Source organism: Pseudomonas sp. PSPC2-3, from assembly GCF_049898265.1.
Classification (GTDB): domain Bacteria; phylum Pseudomonadota; class Gammaproteobacteria; order Pseudomonadales; family Pseudomonadaceae; genus Aquipseudomonas; species Aquipseudomonas veronii.
This window is the reverse complement of record NZ_JAFCXJ010000009.1, coordinates 254,539-273,586: the sequence shown is the minus strand read 5'-3', so window position 1 is coordinate 273,586 and position 19,048 is coordinate 254,539. Positions and strand designations below refer to the sequence as shown.

Annotated in this window: 17 protein-coding genes; 8 read left to right on the top strand and 9 right to left on the bottom strand. The window is 57.7% G+C overall.

What is annotated here, in order from left to right; translation table 11 throughout:
* Positions 1 to 218: 218 nt before the first annotated feature.
* A complete protein-coding gene (locus ACP7E3_RS21985; RefSeq protein WP_046382026.1) occupies positions 219 to 1,139 on the bottom strand; it encodes a LysR family transcriptional regulator in 921 nt (306 codons plus the stop codon).
* Positions 1,140 to 1,298: 159 nt separating this feature from the next.
* Here ACP7E3_RS21985 and ACP7E3_RS21980 point away from each other — a divergent pair, with 159 nt between their 5' ends.
* Positions 1,299 to 2,609, top strand: coding sequence for an MFS transporter (locus ACP7E3_RS21980; protein ID WP_046382025.1), 1,311 nt, complete (start codon positions 1,299 to 1,301; stop codon positions 2,607 to 2,609).
* Between the two features lie 68 nt (positions 2,610 to 2,677).
* Positions 2,678 to 3,862 (top strand): M20 aminoacylase family protein, encoded by a 1,185-nt coding sequence (locus tag ACP7E3_RS21975; RefSeq protein WP_108525469.1) that lies wholly within the window; start codon positions 2,678 to 2,680, stop codon positions 3,860 to 3,862.
* A gap of 156 nt (positions 3,863 to 4,018) precedes the next feature.
* Here the strand turns inward: ACP7E3_RS21975 and ACP7E3_RS21970 are convergent, their stop codons facing one another.
* Entirely contained in the window at positions 4,019 to 5,224 is a 1,206-nt protein-coding gene (locus ACP7E3_RS21970) for an MFS transporter (RefSeq protein WP_057005088.1), read from the bottom strand.
* 110 nt (positions 5,225 to 5,334) lie between these two features.
* On the opposite strand from ACP7E3_RS21970, the gene ACP7E3_RS21965 reads away from it, so the two are divergent.
* The gene (locus tag ACP7E3_RS21965; protein WP_057005089.1) at positions 5,335 to 5,961 is read left to right on the top strand and encodes a TetR/AcrR family transcriptional regulator; all 627 of its coding nucleotides are present in this window, start codon (positions 5,335 to 5,337) and stop codon (positions 5,959 to 5,961) included.
* Between the two features lie 66 nt (positions 5,962 to 6,027).
* Here ACP7E3_RS21965 and ACP7E3_RS21960 read toward each other — a convergent pair whose 3' ends face one another.
* Together ACP7E3_RS21960 and ACP7E3_RS21955 are read right to left on the bottom strand one after the other, a co-directional pair.
* Positions 6,028 to 6,873 (bottom strand): MBL fold metallo-hydrolase, encoded by an 846-nt coding sequence (locus ACP7E3_RS21960; protein WP_322246847.1) that lies wholly within the window; start codon positions 6,871 to 6,873, stop codon positions 6,028 to 6,030.
* 46 nt (positions 6,874 to 6,919) lie between these two features.
* Positions 6,920 to 8,113 carry an MFS transporter gene (locus tag ACP7E3_RS21955; RefSeq protein WP_426124344.1) on the bottom strand — a complete coding sequence of 398 codons (1,194 nt, stop codon included), beginning with the start codon at positions 8,111 to 8,113 and terminating at the stop codon, positions 6,920 to 6,922.
* Between the two features lie 495 nt (positions 8,114 to 8,608).
* Here ACP7E3_RS21955 and ACP7E3_RS21950 point away from each other — a divergent pair, with 495 nt between their 5' ends.
* Positions 8,609 to 9,559, top strand: coding sequence for a LysR substrate-binding domain-containing protein (locus ACP7E3_RS21950; protein ID WP_079444735.1), 951 nt, complete (start codon positions 8,609 to 8,611; stop codon positions 9,557 to 9,559).
* Positions 9,560 to 9,705: 146 nt separating this feature from the next.
* Here ACP7E3_RS21950 and ACP7E3_RS21945 read toward each other — a convergent pair whose 3' ends face one another.
* The 3 genes from ACP7E3_RS21945 to ACP7E3_RS21935 all read right to left on the bottom strand — a co-directional run bounded on the left by ACP7E3_RS21945 (position 9,706) and on the right by ACP7E3_RS21935 (position 12,748).
* A complete protein-coding gene (locus tag ACP7E3_RS21945) occupies positions 9,706 to 11,070 on the bottom strand; it encodes a hypothetical protein (protein WP_426124342.1) in 1,365 nt (454 codons plus the stop codon).
* Positions 11,071 to 11,468: 398 nt separating this feature from the next.
* Positions 11,469 to 11,747 carry a hypothetical protein gene (locus ACP7E3_RS21940; RefSeq protein WP_178087549.1) on the bottom strand — a complete coding sequence of 93 codons (279 nt, stop codon included), beginning with the start codon at positions 11,745 to 11,747 and terminating at the stop codon, positions 11,469 to 11,471.
* Between the two features lie 83 nt (positions 11,748 to 11,830).
* Entirely contained in the window at positions 11,831 to 12,748 is a 918-nt protein-coding gene (locus tag ACP7E3_RS21935; RefSeq protein WP_108525473.1) for a LysR family transcriptional regulator, read from the bottom strand.
* A gap of 101 nt (positions 12,749 to 12,849) precedes the next feature.
* Between ACP7E3_RS21935 and ilvD the strand changes: the two genes are divergently transcribed.
* Positions 12,850 to 14,781: a dihydroxy-acid dehydratase gene (gene ilvD, locus ACP7E3_RS21930; RefSeq protein WP_046382018.1), complete on the top strand. Its 1,932-nt coding sequence runs from the start codon at positions 12,850 to 12,852 to the stop codon at positions 14,779 to 14,781.
* A 68-nt stretch (positions 14,782 to 14,849) separates the two neighbouring features.
* Here the strand turns inward: ilvD and ACP7E3_RS21925 are convergent, their stop codons facing one another.
* Entirely contained in the window at positions 14,850 to 15,293 is a 444-nt protein-coding gene (locus ACP7E3_RS21925) for a tautomerase family protein (RefSeq protein WP_108525475.1), read from the bottom strand.
* A gap of 95 nt (positions 15,294 to 15,388) precedes the next feature.
* On the opposite strand from ACP7E3_RS21925, the gene ACP7E3_RS21920 reads away from it, so the two are divergent.
* A complete protein-coding gene (locus ACP7E3_RS21920; RefSeq protein ID WP_426124338.1) occupies positions 15,389 to 16,351 on the top strand; it encodes a GlxA family transcriptional regulator in 963 nt (320 codons plus the stop codon).
* A 52-nt stretch (positions 16,352 to 16,403) separates the two neighbouring features.
* Here ACP7E3_RS21920 and ACP7E3_RS21915 read toward each other — a convergent pair whose 3' ends face one another.
* Positions 16,404 to 16,898, bottom strand: coding sequence for a winged helix-turn-helix transcriptional regulator (locus tag ACP7E3_RS21915; protein WP_177029908.1), 495 nt, complete (start codon positions 16,896 to 16,898; stop codon positions 16,404 to 16,406).
* A gap of 111 nt (positions 16,899 to 17,009) precedes the next feature.
* Between ACP7E3_RS21915 and fabF the strand changes: the two genes are divergently transcribed.
* Together fabF and ACP7E3_RS21905 are read left to right on the top strand one after the other, a co-directional pair.
* On the top strand, positions 17,010 to 18,278 hold the full coding sequence (gene fabF, locus ACP7E3_RS21910) for a beta-ketoacyl-ACP synthase II (protein WP_046382015.1): 1,269 nt from the start codon (positions 17,010 to 17,012) through the stop codon (positions 18,276 to 18,278).
* 113 nt (positions 18,279 to 18,391) lie between these two features.
* Positions 18,392 to 18,988, top strand: a complete 597-nt coding sequence (locus ACP7E3_RS21905; protein WP_126587241.1) for an NADPH-dependent FMN reductase — start codon at positions 18,392 to 18,394, stop codon at positions 18,986 to 18,988.
* Positions 18,989 to 19,048 lie beyond the last annotated feature (60 nt).

Below are 19,048 nucleotides of genomic sequence, written 5' to 3'. Positions count from 1 at the left end.
AGTGGTCATTTTTGGAACACCAATTAACGCCATGGAACACCTCATGTGCGCCCAAGCCCCCGCCTCTCTGACCGCCAGCTCAAAGCGGTGAAACCGAAAGACACGGACTATCTCTGCGCCAAGACGCAGCGCGCGGGTGATTTGGCGACCATTAGCCCAGGGCCAGAATCTTCCATGTTTAAACTCATGCACCGGTTTTCGGGGCAGTTGGGTCAAGATTATTCAGAGACTTCAAAAACGGCCTTCTGTTTCAACATGGCCAACAACCTTTCAGCGGCAACTGACAGTTGCCGACCCGCTCGGACCATCAGGTGTGCCTCGGCACTTTCGAATACTTCGCTGCGGGTCCTGAGCGCTACAAGCGTACCTTCCGCGATTTCATTGGCTACTGCGTGCGAGGACAGGAAGGTCACCCCGAGATGGGCTTTTACATAGCTCTTGAGGGTGGCGATCGAGTTGGTGACCAGATTGGATTCGAATTGAATGCGATCGTGGAATTGCGCCAGCTTAACCAGATTGCTTAAGCCAAAGCCGTTGGACATCAAGCCCACCGGATAGGGGCAAACATCACTCAATGCCAGCGGCTGCTGCTTCTCGGTAAGGGGATGGCCGGGCCAGGTGATGACGCACATTGGCTGTTTGCGCAACATGACCGTACGCACGGCGGGATCGATAGGCGGACGGTAGGCCAAGCCGATGTGAGCCTGATCACTTGCCAGCATCCGCACTGTGTCGACGGCATTGGCGAACTCCAGCGTAACCACCAGCTTGGGGTGCTGCTGGCTGAAGTCCTGAAGCACCCAGCGGACTAATTCCTCGCGGAAACCCTCGCCCGCAACAATGTGAATCTCACCTCTCTCCAGACCCTTGAGTTCGGAAATCTGAGTCAGCAGCAATGCTTCGCTTGATCGCCGCTCACGACAATGGTTGATCACCAGTTTGGCAGCTTCCGTAGGGACGATACCCCTGCCGTGGCGCTGTAGGAGTTGCACACCCAACTCGCTTTCCAGCTGGTGGATTTGCCGGCTGACAACTGAGGGCTCGATATTCAGACGATCCGCTGCGCCTCGGATCGAGCCGGCTTCTGCGACCTCTGAAAAATAGTGAAGTCGCCGTTCATTAAGGCCGATTTTTTGCAATTAGGGCTCTCCTGTCTGTTGACTTAAAGTCAACACTCGCAAGCGAAGATCGCTATTGTTTGAAGTTTCTGCGCTCCCCATACTTTCTGTCAATTGGGCGATGCCAAGCTCATTTAATCGACACAATAAAAAAAATGCGGAACTTGTGAGGACTTCACTATGGCTCAGGCCGCAATACTGATTACACCGACCTCCCCCGATGACCTCGCCCTACGCAAGATGTATCGCAAAATCAGTTGGCGCCTATTGCCCTTTCTGTTGTTGTGCTACGTCCTCGCCTATTTAGATCGGGTCAATATCAGTTACGCCAAGATTGCGATGCAGCAGGAATTCGGTCTGACCGATGCAGCTTATGGATTGGCGGCAGGGATTTTCTTTATCGGTTATGTAATGTTCGAAGTGCCGAGCAATCTCTGGCTGGCGCGGGTAGGAATACGTAAGACGCTCAGTCGCATCATGTTGTTGTGGGGGGTGGCTTCAACCTCGATGCTGTTTGTGCATGACAGCACTACCTTTTATGTCCTGCGGTTTTTTCTAGGGGTGTTTGAGGCTGGATTTGCTCCGGGCATGATCCTCTATCTGACCTTCTGGTTTTCAGGTAAGCGTCGCGCTCAAGTAATGGCGTGCGTCCTGTTGGCAGGGCCAGTCTCGAACGTCATCGGTGGACCATTGTCGACCTGGATTATGGGGACTTTCGCCGACATTCATGGTTTGGCGGGATGGCAGTGGATGTTCATCCTCGAAGGAGCGCCTTGCATTCTTTTGGGTATCGCGGCGTTCTTCTTTTTGAGTGACTCGCCGGAACAGGCCAAATGGCTGAGCAAAGAAGAGAAACGGCTGCTGGCGAATGATCTGGAGCAGGTGCAGGCGTCAAAACAACATACTTTCGCTGCCGCCTTGAAAGACTGGCGAATTTACCTGATGGCCCTCATTTACTTCTGTCTGATCTGCGGTCTGTATACCGTCAGTTTCTGGCTGCCGAGCATACTGCGGGACGCTGGCGTAAAGAATATTTTCGAAATCGGGCTCTATTCAATGATCCCTTACAGCGCCGCCATTTTCGCGATGCTGATCAATGCTCGGAGTTCCGACCGCCTGGGCGAGCGCCGCTGGCACGGCGCAGTACCCGCCTTTCTGGGCGCAATAGGCTTAGTGCTGACCGGTTTCAGTTCCGGCAACCTGACGTTGGCGCTGTGCAGTATTACCCTCGCAACGCTATCCACATACTCGGCCTATGCCGTGTTCTGGGCTGTGCCCTCCAGCTACCTCAAAGGTACTGCCGCCGCTGGAGGCATAGCCCTGATCAACAGCATCGGTGCCTTCGGTGGCTTTGTCAGTCCTTCCATCATCGGTGCTCTGAAGACCTTCACCGGCTCGTTCGCTGCGGGGATGGCCGTAATGGCCGTCCTTTTAGTGATCGGCGGTCTTTGTACGTTGGCACTGCGTTTACCGGCCCAGGCTCAACCGTAGGAGCCGGGGATGCATCCCAACTGACGGCACTCCTGCACTCCATTATTCACCGCTAGGAACTCACTGTGATGAAGACTGAACCTCACTACTGCAAAGTCGATGATTTACGCCCTCAAGCTGAGGAGCTGACACGTATTCGCCGCCATATTCACCAGCATCCGGAAATGGCCTACGAGGAGTTTCAAACCGCCAAACTCGTTGCAGAGCGCTTACGGGCCTGGGGGTTCAGCGTAACCGAAGGCGTTGGTGAGACCGGTGTGGTAGGCAGCCTGACGGTAGGCGCCGGCAAGAACATTGGCATACGAGCAGACATGGATGCTCTGCCGTTGACCGAGCAGACCGGCTTGCCTTACGCCAGTGTCCATCAGGGAAAAATGCATGCCTGCGGCCACGACGGCCATACCACCATGCTGCTTGGGGCCGCTGAATATCTGGCGCGCACACGAAACTTCCGCGGAACGGTGCACCTCTATTTTCAACCCGCAGAGGAGAAGGGCTTCGATAGCGGTGCGCAACGCATGGTAAATGATGGCTTGTTCGAACGCTTTCCCTGTGATGCCGTGTTCGGAATGCACAACCACCCCGGCGAGGCTCCGGGCACCTTCCTGTTTAGAAGCGGACCGTTCATGTCGGCGAGCGACAAGGTCGCGATTACCATTCATGGTCTCGGAGGCCATGCGGCTCGCCCACACCTTACGGTAGATCCGGTTGTGGTGGCGTCCAGCATCGTCATGTCGCTGCAGACCATTGTCGCGCGCAATATCAACCCTGTTGAACCCGCTGTAGTCACGGTCGGCTTGCTTCAGGCGGGGGTTGCTAACAATGTGATTTCCAGCAGTGCCTACCTTGAGCTGAGCATCCGCTCGTTCAGCAAGCGGGTCCGTAGCCAGTTGAAAGAGCGCATCGAAGCACTGGTCCACGCCCAAGCAAACAGCTATGGAGCAACGGCCACGATCGACTATATGGAAGGTTACCCGGTGATCGACAACGACCGAGCGCAAACCGAATTTGCTCTGCAAGTAGCACGGGAACTGGTGGGTGATGAGCATGTGATTGCCCATGCCGATCAGCTCATGTCCAGCGAGGACTTCGCTTACATGCTTGAGCAGCGGCCAGGTTGTTTTTTACGCCTGGGCAATGGCGTTGGCGAAGATGGTTGTATGGTTCATAACCCGGCCTACGATTTCAATGACAAAAACTTGCCAATCGGTGCTGCCTACTGGGCGCGCCTAGTGGAACGGTATCTAAACTAAAGCAAAAAACCATCCCCTCGTCTTGGGCGATTCAGACTCGCCCAAGCCCGGTAAATCTATAGCAAGTCGCCGCGGCGGCTTAAATCACGTATTCATGCTGTTCACTCGTTGTAATGCGTTGGAAGCTTGAGCATGCAGCGCAATGCTGCCCACACATCAATGACCAGCGACCACTTGGCTGGACTGCCTGTCACCTTGCGCAAAGCCGTGGACCCGCGCTCTAGATGCGATGAACAGACTGAGGAGTAGCAGTATCAATAACACCCAGGGAAAGGAACCCACTCCCCACTGGCCGAGTAACACGCCACCCAAGAGTCCCCCGCCAGCGACAGCGCTGTTCCAGACGACGACGTTCATGGAGAGAGCAACATCGGCGCCCTTGCCTGCGGCGTCGGCAAGCGCGGTTTGTAGAAGCGTCGCGGCGCCACCAAAGGTCAGGCCCCAGATAAAAACACCTAGATAAATCGCCACGGCAGAGCCTGAAAACAAGCCGAAGAAAACCGAAACGGCTGCGAAGGTTGCGAGACTGGCCAACACTGTCTTGCGCAGATGCCGATCAACCAGCCGCCCCGTTATCCAGATGCCCGCCAAAGCGGCAACACCAAATACCAGCAGAACCAAACCAACCTCATCGGCCAACCCAGCCCTGGAAACAAACGGCGCGACGTAGGTATAAAGAATGTTGTGAGCCAGCATCCAGGTGAAGACGACCCCCAGCACCGAACGTACACCAGGTGTGAAAAAGACCTGACGCAACGCCATGCGCTGTGAGGAGGATTGGCCAGGGTAGTCCGGCACCTTGATCAGCACCCAGACAATCAACAGCAAGGTCATCCCGGACATCAATCCGAACGCCATGCGCCAGCCCATGAATCCCCCCAGCCAGGTTCCCAACGGCACGCCCAGCGACAATGCGATGGGCGTTCCCACCATCGCTACTGCCAATGCGCGTCCCTGCAATTGTGGAGCAACCATCCGTCGCGCATAGCCCGCAATGAGGCTCCAGGCCAGTCCCGCAGAAACGCCGGCAAAAAACCGCGCAATCAAAGTAAGCCAATAGTGGGAAGACAGCGCCGTGAGGGTATTGAATACCAGGAAGCCGACAACTGTTAGCAGCAACACCGTCCTGCGGCGCCAGCTTTGCGTGGCAATAGTCAGCGGAATTGCTGCCAGCAGTGACCCCAAGGCATAAACGGTCACCATCTGCCCAGCCAAAGATGCCGAAATACCAAGCCCGCTGCTGATCTCGGGCAACAAACCCGCGGGCAATGTCTCAGTCACAATGCAAATGAAACCTGTCATCGCCAGTGCCAGTAATGCTCCAAGCGGAAGTTTCCCGCTCTGCGGCTCATCTGTAGTCATTCGATCACTCCCACTAATATACTGATCGGTATAAATATAGGGAGAGGCCGCAGGGTAGTCAATAACTTATGTATCGATTAGTATTTAAGTAACTCTGGAGGAGATCCGACATGGCACAGATGGGACGCCCGCGCACGTTTGACCGTGACCTGGCAATCACTCAGGCACTGCATTTATTTTGGGAGCATGGATACGATGCGACATCCCTGAGTCAGCTTAAGGCTAATATTGGTGGAGGCATCACCGCGCCGAGCTTTTACGCGGCGTTTGGCTCCAAGCAAGCCCTGTTCAACGAGGTAATGGAGCGCTACCTCACTACGCACGGTCGGGTCACCGACAGCCTGTTTGATACGACCCTGCCACCCAAGGAGGCGATTGAACTCACCCTTCGCCGGTCAGCGAAAATGCAATGTGAGCCCGATCATCCCAAGGGGTGTCTGGTGTCGTTGGGCCTGATGAGCGCTTGCTCGGACGAAAGCAAGGCCATTTCAGAACCTCTCGCACAGGCCAGGCGCTTAACCCGCGCAGGCATGGTTGCCTGTATCGAACGTGCTATCGCGGAGGGCGTGTTACCGGCGACCATTACCCCAGACACCCTCGCCGCGGTGTTCGACAGTTTCCTTCTGGGCTTGTCTACATTGGCGCGCGATGGTCTTCCACATGCCACGCTGGATGCCGCAGTGACTCAAGTGATGGGGATATGGGATAGCCTGTGTATTGTTCCCGACGGTCAATGAGCCAGACGTCTCAAACGTCAGGAACCTTCCACGTGGTGATGGGCAACTTCGCCTGCAACTGAACACTTAGGTTCTGCTGACCAGCTTCAATTCATAACCGCCTGCGCAACAGGTGTGGACGTGTCCAATTCCCATTACGTGCGGTCCCGTCACCAGCATGTCCTCATTCGCGAGCCGCTCCAGCAATCGAACTCTCGTGTCGAGGGCCTGGACTGGGTCCATGTCAAAACCGATGCTCCAATGCGGATAGCGCAATTGCAAGAGTGTCGAATGTATGACATCTCCCCAGATCAGCACACGCTGGCCACCGCTCTCAATCTGGATGCCACTGTGACCTGGCGTATGCCCGTGAAGTGGGATCAAGCTGACGCCAGGAATGACGTGTGCATCGGCAGGTAGTGCCTTGATACGTGGCGCATAGGCCGTCAATGCCGAGTTTGCCAATTTGAACAGGCCAGCCTGCGACATCTGAGGATGTTTTTCAGGAGCCGTCGGGTCGGTCCAGAACGCCAACTCCTCGTGCGAAAGAAAGAGCGTCGCGTTGGGATACAACGCACTACCGTCCTCTTTGATAAGACCGCCAACATGGTCCTCATGCATATGAGAAATAATAACGCCTTGAATCTGGTCAAGCGCGTAGCCAGCAGACAGCAACGCCGCCGATGCTTTTCCGAAGCGAGGTCCCAACTCGCGACCACAACCGGCATCGATCAACCAAAGCTCGTCGTTTTTCTTCAAAAGGAATGCGTTGATCGGCTCAGGAACCGGCCCCGATGCGGGGAGACCTGCACTTTTGAATAATGCAGCCCCCTCTTCCGAGGCCGCGGCTTTAATCATGTCCGTACTGCATAGAAAAATTCCGTCCAGTAACGTGACTAGTGTGAATTCGCCGATAGTGTGCTCTTCAATCATTTCTTTATTCTCCAGATTGACCAGGGTAGGTACGCCGCAAGCGTCTTTACGCTCGCGCTCCAACCTTTGAGTGGTGGGTAAATTGCACGAGCAACGCAGCTGCGGAAGCGATCAAGGCCATGGCCATCACCGCGGTCCAGCCGCCGGACTGCCAGCCGATGCTGCCTGCGGCGGAACCGATGGCGCCGAAGGCGAATTGGGACGCCATGAAAATGGTGTTGAAGCGGCCTCGGGCGGTGCCGGCGAGTGCGAGGACTCGCGACTGGTTGTAGATAAGAGACATCTGCAAACCGGTCGTCATCAGAATGGCTCCGACGCTAAGCCCCACCAGATTCACGAACGCGATCATTACGACAAAGCTCGCCACGACAAGGCCGATACCGACGTGACCGGCGTACTGGCCAGCAAGGCGCAACCCCAGTGGGGCAAGCATCACCCCGCCGAGTGCCACCACGCCGAAGAGCCCCGCAGTCCCACTGTTCAACCCAAACCCAGGGCCTTGCAGCAGGAGCGTGAGAATTGTCCAGAACGCACTGAAGCCGAAGAAAACGAGGCTTTGCACCAGTGCGGCCTGGCGAAGTTCAGCGCCATCGCGCACGACCCCAAACAATGAAACAAGCAACTCAATGTATGAAGCGCGTGATTGCGGTTGGCTGGTTGGAAGTTTCGCCGCGAGCCCTGCAAGCATCATCAGAGAAAGCACAGCGCCCAAGAGGAACATCGCGCGCCAGCTGAAATAGGCGCCCACGAAGCCGCTGATCACCCGAGCCAGCAACACCCCAACAAGCAGCGCGCTGGTGATTGATGCGAGAACTCGTTCCCGACTGCTTGGCGGGGATAATTCAGATGCGAGCGGGATGATGTGCTGGGCAATCGTCGCGAACACCCCAATCATGACGGACGCCATTGCAAGGCTATACAGCTCGGGGGCCGCGCTCGCGCAAAGCGTCGCTACCGTGAGCCCTATGCATTGAATGAGGATCAGCCGTCGACGGTCGATCTTGTCGCCTAGTGGCACCAGCAGAACCAAGCCCAACGCGTAACCAATCTGTGTCGCAATCGCGACGAGACTGACCTTGGTACCTATCCCGAAGCCGTCCGCAATCAGCCCGAGCAAAGGCTGGTTGTAATACTGGGTGCCTACTGACAAGCCGGTCGCTGCGGCAAGTAACAGTACAAGCCCCCGGCTCATGCCTGCGCCCTCAGTTTCCTGCTTGAGCTCTATAGATGGGGCGTTCATAACATGATCCTCCAGGCAGCGGGGTGCCGTTACCTGAGGTAAAACTCAGGCAAGCAAAAATTCGGGGTATGTGGTTTGTTGCGCTTACAGCCTTAGCGGCGGCTGAGAGGCATGCCGAACAAAACTCGTTTGTCCGCAGGATTTATCGATACATCATCAAGGCCCAGGTCAGTTCCGGTGCGCCACTCGCGCGGCCGCCCGTCGCACTGATCAGGACGCCCTGCCGCAACGCGGCCTGCCAATGGGTCCTGGAAGACTGTGATCTGCCTTCGCTGCGACTTCCGACCAATTCATAGCGGACAGCGCGACGCCTTGGTAATCGTCAAGAATTGCTACTTTCATCACGTCACGTTCCTATATCCGATTTGGTCCGCAAGCACGTCTAAACCAAGGCTCCATACCAACGGCTGGGTGCGATGCGTGAGATATTGACCGATCGATACATATCTGACAAATTGCTGTTCGTGATGGCATCTATCTCTGCGAGAGATGTAAATGACAACCCTTCGGACCCTCGATCTAAATCTCCTGCATGTGTTTTCCGTGCTCATGGAGGAGAAAAGTGTCAGTAAGGCCGCTGCACGACTATTTATTGGCCAACCGGGTCTTTCGGGCGCGCTGCGACGCCTGCGAGAGACGTTGGACGATGAGTTGTTTGTACGTGTTGGACGAGGTCTGCAGCCAACGCCCAGGGCACTCGCGATTGCACCGGAGATCGCCAAGGCGTTATCTACCATCGAACACGCAGTGCGGGCGCCAGGGGTGTTCGATCCCGCCACATGGGAAGGTGAATTCCGCATTGGCATGTGTGACAACTTCGAGGTAGCACTACTTGGGGCCCTCGCGGCTCGAATCCGCGAACTCGCACCGCGCTCGCGCGTATTGGCAGTCGCCTCGACGAAGCGCGATTCGGTTCAACTTTTAGAGCAGGGCGCTTACGACGTCAGCGTTTCCGTTCACGAAAACCCACCTTCGTGGCACATGTGTGAGTTGCTATTCCAACAACGTCTTGTCTGCCTTTATGACCCCAGGCAGCTAAAACTGACATTGCCGCTGAGCATCAAAAGCTATGCGAAGGCCCAACATGTCATCGTGTCGTCGGAAGGCGACGGCGCGACAAACTTGGACAGCGTGCTCAGCGCTGCCGGGGTCAGGCGCAACATCGTCGCAGGCGTGTCGAGGCACGCGTCAATTGCGCCGTTATTGCTGTCGGTACCGGCGATTGCAACTGTTCCCGAGATCACGGCTTATTGCATGGCGCCGCTTTACGGCCTTGAGGTCACCGCCGCGCCCTTCGAACTGCCCATGGAGCAAATCTCGATGCTGTATAGGCGCACTGATCAAATGGATGGCCGCTCCATTTGGTTCCGGAATATTCTTAAAGAGGTCATATCAGAGACATTAACAAGTCGCACGACGCTGGATGCAGTCGTGCGACTGTCTTGACTTGATCGCCCCCTCTGGACGTGCAAGGACGCGTATCACGATGTCTGAGCAATTTCTCCCCAAGCTCTTGCTCAAAGGTTTGTGATAGCTGCCAGCCATCCGGCGATGGTTGGAGAGTATCTAGAAAACCCGGGGCGATTCAGACCTCACCAAAACCAATACGGCAAAAACTTGGGTGTCGGCTCGTTGGCCAACTCCAAATGGTAAGTAACAGAGTTAAAGAAAAACATGTCCAGTATGAGGAAGGCGATAGCACCAAAAGAGAAAATCACAAACTCACGATGTGGATGCACGCTGAAACGTGTCACCATCCAAGGCCTAACGGCAACAAGGGCAATCAACCCCATGGACGCACCGAGATAGTTCGGCTGAAGTGGAGTCGCCGCATACAGACCATGAATAAACGCGAGCAGTAACACTCCCAGGCCAACCACTGGCAGGTTTAAGCAAAACCGCAGCAGTTTGTCTCGGATACTTGCAAAGAGAGCGCTGCGATCCACGAAGATGTAGGCAGCCAACAAGGAAATAGCGGGTGTAATTGAAAGTATGTAACGCGCCTTCTTGGAGCTTGGAATCGTGAACAGTACGATCACCACAAGGAGCCAGCCCGAGAGATACAAGAGCATGTTCGTGGCTGGATCAGGTGAGCGTTCAAAAAAGCACTTCCCCTTCTTGGCGATAACGCTCAAAGCGATAAGAGCTGTTACGCCATAGGTCAGCAAGCCGGCAGAGAAATAGAAGTAATAACGAGGCGCGTGGTCACTGCCAAACCGCCCCAGCCCTTGCATGATCAATACCTCTTGTAGAAACGCGTCTCCACCTTGTACGTAGGCAGCCCATGTCAGCACCGCAATGCCTGTGGCCAGGACCAAGCCTGCCAGCAAGCAAAACACAACCAGCATGCGCCATTGCTTGCTCAAAAAATAATAAACGGCGACCACACTGGCGGGACCGATCAGCCCAATGGGGCCACGAAATGCAAAGCCCAGCGCAAGGCCTGCGAGCACAAGCAGCACGCGGAAACGTTGTTTGTATACCTCTCCCGTGTAGGCCAGATAAAAACACACCACTGTAAAAAGCGCGGGGTATATATCCAGTGCCAAGGAGTTCACGCCGTCCAGAAATGACCAGGTGAACAGGGCAAATACAACACCATATGCGCCCCATTTTTTCTCATGCAATGCACCGAGCTTGTAAACAAACACCAGCATCAAGGCCGCGGCAACACAGAAGGGAAGGCCCATTGAAAGAATCGATACACGACCAAACGGCAAAGAAACCAGATAAACAAGTAGCGTATTGATCACCGTGTAATCGGGATATGGCCGCAGATCATCCGCAATTGGAAACAGCGTCACCCCATGCGCGAGCATATATTGAGCAAAATCGACAAAGCGCGTTGTGTAATTGAGCACAGCAGGCTTGTATTGCAGTACTGCAAACACGAGAAATGTCAATATAAAAATAAATGAGCATGGCTTTTTTACAGCCATTTCCTTTAGCACTTTCATGTGGACCTGCTATCCCAAAAAACTCGCAGGCTAGCATTTTGCTTTTTGCGCCATCCAGACAAAAACAGTGAAAACTTGTTAAACACATGCGACCTATTGACTCAACTAATCAACTAGCATGCGAGTTCTGAACATCAGCTGAACACACTCTAAAAATATGCAAACAGCCCGACACCGGTATTGACTCTCTCACCAATAAACTCTATGGATTCGCCAATTTCGAACTATCGAGCACGGACTAGCATGTACATCGGCGTCATGTTGCATCCAGGGAAATCCCCCGCCGTCGGGTGATATTCGTCATTGCCCGTGTTGTAACCCACCGCACGGTCTATGGCAGCGCCGACCACCGTGGGCTCCAGATCATCAAGATAGAACGGGCCCTCCAGGCCAATGCATCACCAGTTCACAATCACCGGCAACCCGGGACGGAAATCGTGTGCCTGGCCGCTGGCGCCATGATCGATTTCCAGTAAGAGCAGGTGTTCATCACCCTGAATGATTTCAAATCCTTTCAGCTGGTTTGCGCAGGTGGCAGCGGTCGAAAACGCGTGGTGGTCGGGCGTGATAACGCGCAACGATGTCATCTCGCGAAAGCCGTTGGGATGTTCAAACGGCTGCGCTCGCTCAGCAGGCGCCTCATCTGGCCTCTTGGCAAACGAAAGAAAAAACCACATCGGTATTAATTCCCTTTAATCCCAGGCGTTGATTGCCCAACCATGCGGCCACAGGTTAACAACCTCACTCGCCCGGCCTAGGATCAACTCATGTCCAGTTCGAGCAATTGACTGGCCATGCGCAGGAAGTTGGCAAGCGTCGGTGTCGTATCGTCGCGGCGGTAAACCAGGCCGGTTTCCAGATGTGGCGCATTTTCCTCCAAAGCGAGATAGCACACCCCCGAGCGAGCGAGATGGCGCAATGACGCCGGCACCAGCGCGATGCCCATGCCTGCCGATACCAAGCTAATGATCGTCTGCATCTGAATAGCGTGCTGGGCAATATGCAGGCTACCGCCGCACGCGGCGTAGTAGCCGGTGACCAGGTCATAGAACGCCGGTGCCGCACGCCTGGGAAAGACCACCAGCGGGCAAGATATCATCGCGTCCGAAGATAACCGGCCCTCCACATCGACCAGGCGCCCGTCCGCCATCCACGCTTGCGGCACAGCGGCAATCAGTGGCTCGACGACCAAAGACCGGTAGGCCAATTGATCGGGGATCGTGGCCCACGGGTTGGCAATGACAATGCCTGCGTGCCCCTTGCCCTCGAGCAGCGCAGCGATCTGAAGATCACTGGTAGCCTCCATCAACGAAAGTTCCACCGCCGGGTACAGGCTGCGGAACCGTTGGACCAGCACGGGAAGAATGCTGTAGTCAGCGGTACTGACAAACGACAGTTCCAACCCGCCGGCATCGCCGCGAAGGATGGCTTGCGCTGTATGACCCAGCGCATCGATAGCCCCCAGCGCGGCCCGCACCTGAGGTAGCCATTGCTCGGCGAACGGGGTCAGCGCCACGCTGCGTTTGGTCCGTACAAACAGCGAGGCACCGACTTCGCGCTCCAGCGCCATGATCGACTGGCTCAACGGCGGCTGGGTCATGCACAGGCGTTGCGCTGCCAGGCTGAAATGCAAAGTCTGGGCGACAGCGACAAAATGCCTGAGCTGGCGAACATCCATTTCTTATACCTCCAGAGACTTAATAAGCATTAAATAATATATTTCACAGCCATCCAACCGATCTTTAGCCTGAGTCCATACCGTCAGCCCAGGAGGACTCAATGCCCGCTTATCGTTCGAGAACCACTACCCATGGCCGCAACATGGCCGGTGCCCGCAGCCTATGGCGCGCCACAGGCATGACCGATGACGACTTCGGCAAACCCATCATTGCCATCGCCAACAGCTTTACGCAGTTTGTTCCAGGCCACGTACACCTCAAGGACCTCGGCCAACTGGTTGCCGGCGAAGTGATGGCGGCCGGTGGCGTGGCGAAGGAGTTCAACACCATCGCCGTCGACGACGGTATCGCCATGGGCCATGACGGCATGCTTTATTCACTGCCCTCGCGGGAACTGATCGCCGATGCCGTTGAATACATGGTCAACGCGCATTGCGCCGATGCGCTGGTGTGCATCTCCAACTGCGACAAAATCACCCCCGGCATGTTGATGGCTGCCATGCGCCTAAACATTCCGACCGTGTTCGTTTCTGGCGGGGCGATGGAGGCTGGGAAAGCGGTAATCAAAGGCACGCGCCAGTCTCTGGACCTGATCGACGCGATGGTGATCGCCGCCGACGACGCCTATAGCGACGAGGAAGTCGCCGCGGTCGAACGCGCCGCCTGCCCCACCTGCGGCTCATGCTCCGGCATGTTCACCGCCAACTCAATGAACTGCCTGACGGAAGCGCTTGGCCTGGCATTGCCCGGCAATGGTACGGTGCTGGCGACTCATGTTGAGCGTGAGGGCTTGTTTCGCCAGAGCGGGCGGCTGATCGTCGAGTTAGCCAAACGTTGGTATGAACAGGACGACGCACGCGCGTTGCCGCGCAACATTGCCAACCGCGCGGCGTTTGCAAACGCCATGAGCCTGGACATCGCCATGGGCGGCTCGACCAACACGGTCCTTCACCTGTTGGCAGCTGCGCGCGAAGGCGGCGTGGCGTTCAACATGGCCGACATTGACCGGCTGTCTCGCCAAGTCCCGTGGCTGTGCAAAGTCGCGCCCGCCTGCAGCGATGTACACATCGAGAACGTGCATCGCGCCGGTGGCATCATGGCGATCCTTGGCGAGTTGGACCGCGCAGGCTTGATCGACACAAGCCTGCCGACAATCCACGCGCCCACCTTGAAAGATGCGCTGGATCGCTGGGACATCGCCCGTAGCCCAGACCAGCAAGTGCAGACATTTTTCCGCGCCGCACCGGGCAATGCCCTCACCCAGCGAGCCTTCAGTCAGTCAGCGCGCTGGGATGACCTGGACACAGACAGGTCAACGGGCGCGATCCGATGCGCTGAACAGGCTTTCAGCAAGGACGGCGGCCTCGCGGTGCTGTTTGGCAACCTGGCGCCGGAGGGCTGTATCGTCAAAACAGCCAGCGTCGCCCCCTCCATGTTGGTGTTCGAAGGCAAAGCGGTGGTTTTCGAAAGTCAGGAGGCGGCGGTGGCTGGCATCCTTGGCGACCAGGTGGTGCCTGGCGATGTGGTGGTCATCCGCTACGAAGGCCCCAAGGGCGGCCCTGGCATGCAGGAAATGCTCTACCCCACCAGCTATCTCAAATCCAAAGCGCTGGCCAAGTCCTGCGCGCTTTTGACCGACGGGCGATTTTCGGGCGGCAGCTCGGGCCTGTCCATCGGCCATGTCTCACCGGAAGCGGCGGAAGGTGGACTGATAGGCCTGGTGGAAACAGGGGACGTGATCAAGATCGATATTCCCAACCGTTCCGTTGAACTGAGGGTCGATGAGGCAACGTTGAACCAGCGTTACCACTCGATGGATGCCAAGGAAGGGCAAGCCTGGCAGCCCGCCGCACGGGCGCGAAAAGTGTCGGCGGCACTTCAGGCCTACGCGGCACTGACATCGAACGCGGCTCGCGGTGCGGTCAGGGATGTGACGCAGGTTCAGCATCGAGCTGGCGGCAGACGAGCATCCCCCCCTGCCCCACCGCGAATCGCAACACTACCGCCAACCGTTTTTCTCGACAGGGACTGAAACAACCGACGGTTCGACCGGGGGACGAATAAGCGTACAGGTGTACGCTTTCTGGCGGGCGCCTATCGTTAGTCAGCGAGATGTCCGTATCCGGCTGCACGGGTGAAGTCGGCCAAATGCCAGATCTCACCGTTCGCCCCCCACGTTCCGTCGACAACCTCCTCGATCTGTATCGAGCTCAGCAACCGGCGCTGATCCCCCGCCGCCAGGTTCGATTGTAGGGTGCCATGCAGTTCACTCACGTAGCGCTGGCGCATCGGTGCATCAAGGACGCCGGCGGGCACCTTGACGATGACCATGCACGGGACAACCTGGGCATGAGGAGCAACGCCTCCGCACAGCCATTGATCGGCCTGCACTTCCTCAATCAACACCCAGCACAACATACGTTGCTGAGGGGCATCGCCCATGTGTTCATTAATCATCGCCACGTCGCTCACGCTTCGAAGCAACTGGTGGCGCTGTGGCAGGTTGAAAGCGCCGGTAGGCACCTTGATCAGGATGTTTGGCATGGCGAAACCTCGCGGTTAACTGGAAGCGCCATTGGGCCAGCTATCCCTTCCCTCGATAAGTGACCGATTCGTCTTCTTTCGGGCATAATCGGACAATGTACGATTTCACTGTCCTCGTCTTTCCAGGGGCGTTCGCCTCGAGCGTCGCAGCCACCCTGGACATCCTCGGCACCGCCGCAATACTTGCGCAGCGCCGCGGCCTTGCCGTGCCGCGCTGGCGCGTGTGTGGGCCGCAGCCAGGGTTGATTACGCTGGGCCAAGGCATGCTGCTGCAGGTTGACGCGCTGACCACAGATGTCGAGGACAACTCCTGCTGGGTCATTCCGGGCCTCGGCATCAGCGACTTCGACGTGCTGCGGCAGCGGCTTGAGGAAGACGTGGTCCTTCAGACCCTGCCAGCGCTGAAGGCACATGTGAATCAAGGCAAGGAGATTGCCGCCTCATGCTCGGCGGTCTTTCTCCTGCATGCCGCCGGGTTGCTCACGGGGCGACGGGTGACGACTTCCTGGTGGCTCGCCCCTTGGCTGTCGAGCATGGCGCCTGACTGCATTGTCGACCCCAACGTCATGGTGCTCCGCGATCCGCCGCTGACGACCGCCGGTGCAGCCTTCGCACAAACCGACTTGATGCTGCACCTGCTGCGCAGACGTCTGTCGCCGGAACTCGCCGACGCGGTGGGCAAGGCCCTGCTGCTCGATGGCCGGCAATTGCAGTCCCCCTTCATCAACCCGGCAATCATGGCCCAGGGCAATACGCTGGTCGCCAACCTCACCGCCTACATCGAAGCACGCCTGCCCCATCCGCCCAGTGTGCCGAGCCTTGCGGCATACGTCGGCATGTCTGAGCGAACGCTGTCGCGGCACCTTCGAAAAGCAACCGGTCTTTCAACTCGCAATCTGATCCAACGCGTGCAATTGAACAGAGCCCGCGTGCTGCTGGAAACCAGCAGGCACTCCGTTGAATCTATCGCCGCGCAGGTGGGATACCAAGATGCCACGGCCCTGCGGCGACTCATGCGCCGCCTGTTGAACGCCTCGCCAAAACAACTGCGCCAGTGAGTTCTAACCGCTGGCAGCCCTTGAGTGCCGCACTCCTCCGCTGCATGGCGCCTCACTCAATCCGGTCAGCCATGGACCCAAACCGCTGACGCATGCCCGCGCTGGCCGCGGGTCCGGCCTGCACGCTGCACTGGTCCAAGGGCACAAGACGGCCATCGGCGATATCCGCCATCACCGGCAGCACCGGCCGCCCCGTCTCCCGCTCGACAATCTGCACGCTTTCCCCTTCTGGCGCGTAATGGCGATTGCCCCAGGCCACGAAGGCCATGAGCACCACGCGGAAATCTTCGCCCTTGGCCGTCGGCACGTACTGGTAGCGCAACGGGCGCTGACTGTAAGGCTGACGCTCGAGCAGGCCCGCCTCCACCAGCGAGTTCAAGCGTCTGGTGAGCATGTTCGGGGCGATATCCAGGCTGCGGGAAAACTCCTCGAAGCGTCGCAGGCCATGCAGGGCGTCGCGCATGATCAAAATGCTCCACCACTCGCCAACCCGTTCCAGGCTACGGGCGATCGGGCATTCGGCATGAATGAGGGTCTTGCGCTGCATGACAGTTCCTTACGGGGTTCGAACATTTGGTGGCCAGGCATGTTACTTTCATAATGATAGTGACGTCCATATGTCGTTACCCCTCCCTTAAGCACAAAGAACTGGATCATCATGAACAAACGCATCGTCGTTACAGGCATGGGCGCGCTGACCCCACTTGGCTGCGGAGTCGAGCAAATATGGCAACGCCTGCTGGCAGGGCAGTCGGGGATCCGTCGGTTGCCACCGGAGCTGATCGGCGATCTGTCGATCAGCATCGGTGGCCAGGTTCCCGACCGCATCCAAGACCCGGAGGCCGGCTTCGATCCGGATCTACTGCTGGCCCCCAAAGAACAGCGCAAGATGGACCGCTTCATTCTGTTCGCCCTGGCAGCGGCCCATGAAGCGTTGACACAGGCCGGCTGGGCGCCGCAAACCCCAGAGGCGCAGGAGCGCACCGCCACCATCATCGCTTCGGGCGTGGGCGGGTTTCCGGCGATTGCCGAAGCCGTGCGGACGACTGACAGCAAGGGGCCACGGCGCCTGTCACCCTTCACCATCCCGTCATTTCTCAGCAATATGGCCGCCGGTCATGTCTCCATCCGTCATGGTCTCAAGGGGCCACTGGGGGCTCCGGTGACCGCATGTGCGGCGGGCGTCCAGGCCATCGGCGACGCTGCACGGATGATTCGCGCGGGGGAAATCGACGTAGCGCTCTGCGGCGGGACGGAGGCGGCCATTCACCGGGTCAGCCTGGCTGGCTTCGCTGCCGCACGCGCCCTCTCGAGCGATTACAACGACACCCCGGAGCGCGCCTCGCGCCCCTTCGATCAGGCCCGCGATGGTTTCGTCATGGGTGAAGGCGCCGGCCTGTTGGTCATCGAAGAGTTGCAACATGCCTTGGCACGCGGCGCCACACCCATCGCCGAGCTGGTGGGCTATGGCACCAGCGCCGACGCGTACCACATGACCGCCGGGCCCGAAGATGGCGACGGCGCCCGCCGCGCCATGCAACAGGCATTGCGCCAAGCCGGCGTGGACGCATCCCAGGTTCAGCACCTGAATGCCCACGCCACCTCGACCCCGGTGGGCGACAAAGGCGAACTCGCGGCAATCAAAGCCCTGTTCGGCACAGACAGCGGCCTTGCGATCAGTTCGACCAAGTCCGCCACTGGCCACCTGCTGGGCGCTGCGGGGGGGATCGAGGCGATCTTCACCGTACTTGCGCTGCGCGATCAGGTAGTTCCGGCGACACTCAATCTGCAAACTCCGGATGCCGCTGCCGAAGGCCTGAACCTGATTCGCGGCCAGGCCCAGCACCTGCCCATGGAATATGCGCTGTCCAATGGCTTCGGTTTCGGCGGGGTCAACGCCAGCGTGCTGTTCCGACGCTGGATCTAAAACCGGATATTGCGTCCGGCTTCAGTGCGGTTGAGGTCTCGGCACCGAGAGGTCGAGACCTCAACATCGGGTGCCGCCAAGCTCCCCGCTGAGCGCTGGATGGCTATGCCGCAATGGTGAACGAAGCTCAGCTCGTGCGAAACTTCACCGACTCACGAATCACGAACGGTGTTGAAATGGTGCGTTTGCTTGCTGTCTCGGGAAGTCTGCGTCTGGCCTCTTCCAACTCAATTTTGCTACGCGCAGTTGAGCATCTATGCCCCGAAGGGGTACAGGTCGCACATTACGAAGGCATCGCTGAATTGCCTCACTTCAACCCGGACCTGCTCGAGGATCCCCCCGAGTCAGTCTTGGCGTTGCGCGCAATTATCGGGCAGGCGGATGGGCTGTTGGTTTCGTGCCCCGAGTATGCTCGAGGTATTCCCGGCGCATTCAAGAACATGCTCGATTGGCTGGTGAGCAGTGAAGAGTTTCCGGGCAAGCCTGTCGCGCTGTTCAACGCATCGCCCAGAGCCAGCCACGCGCAAGCGGCATTGCGGCTGGTCCTGGAAACGATGTCGGCGAGCATCATCGAGCAAGCGTCAATCACGGTTAACCTCCTGTCCAGCCAGTCGAGCGCCGAGGGCATTGCCGCCGACCCGGTGATGGGCCCGTTGATCCGTACTGCGCTCGACGCGTTTAAACGGCGTCTCGAAACTCAGGAGCCTTGAGGCTCCAACATCGCTTGTCGAGTGGTTGCCCGCACGCGTTGATTGCCAACGCTGGCCGCC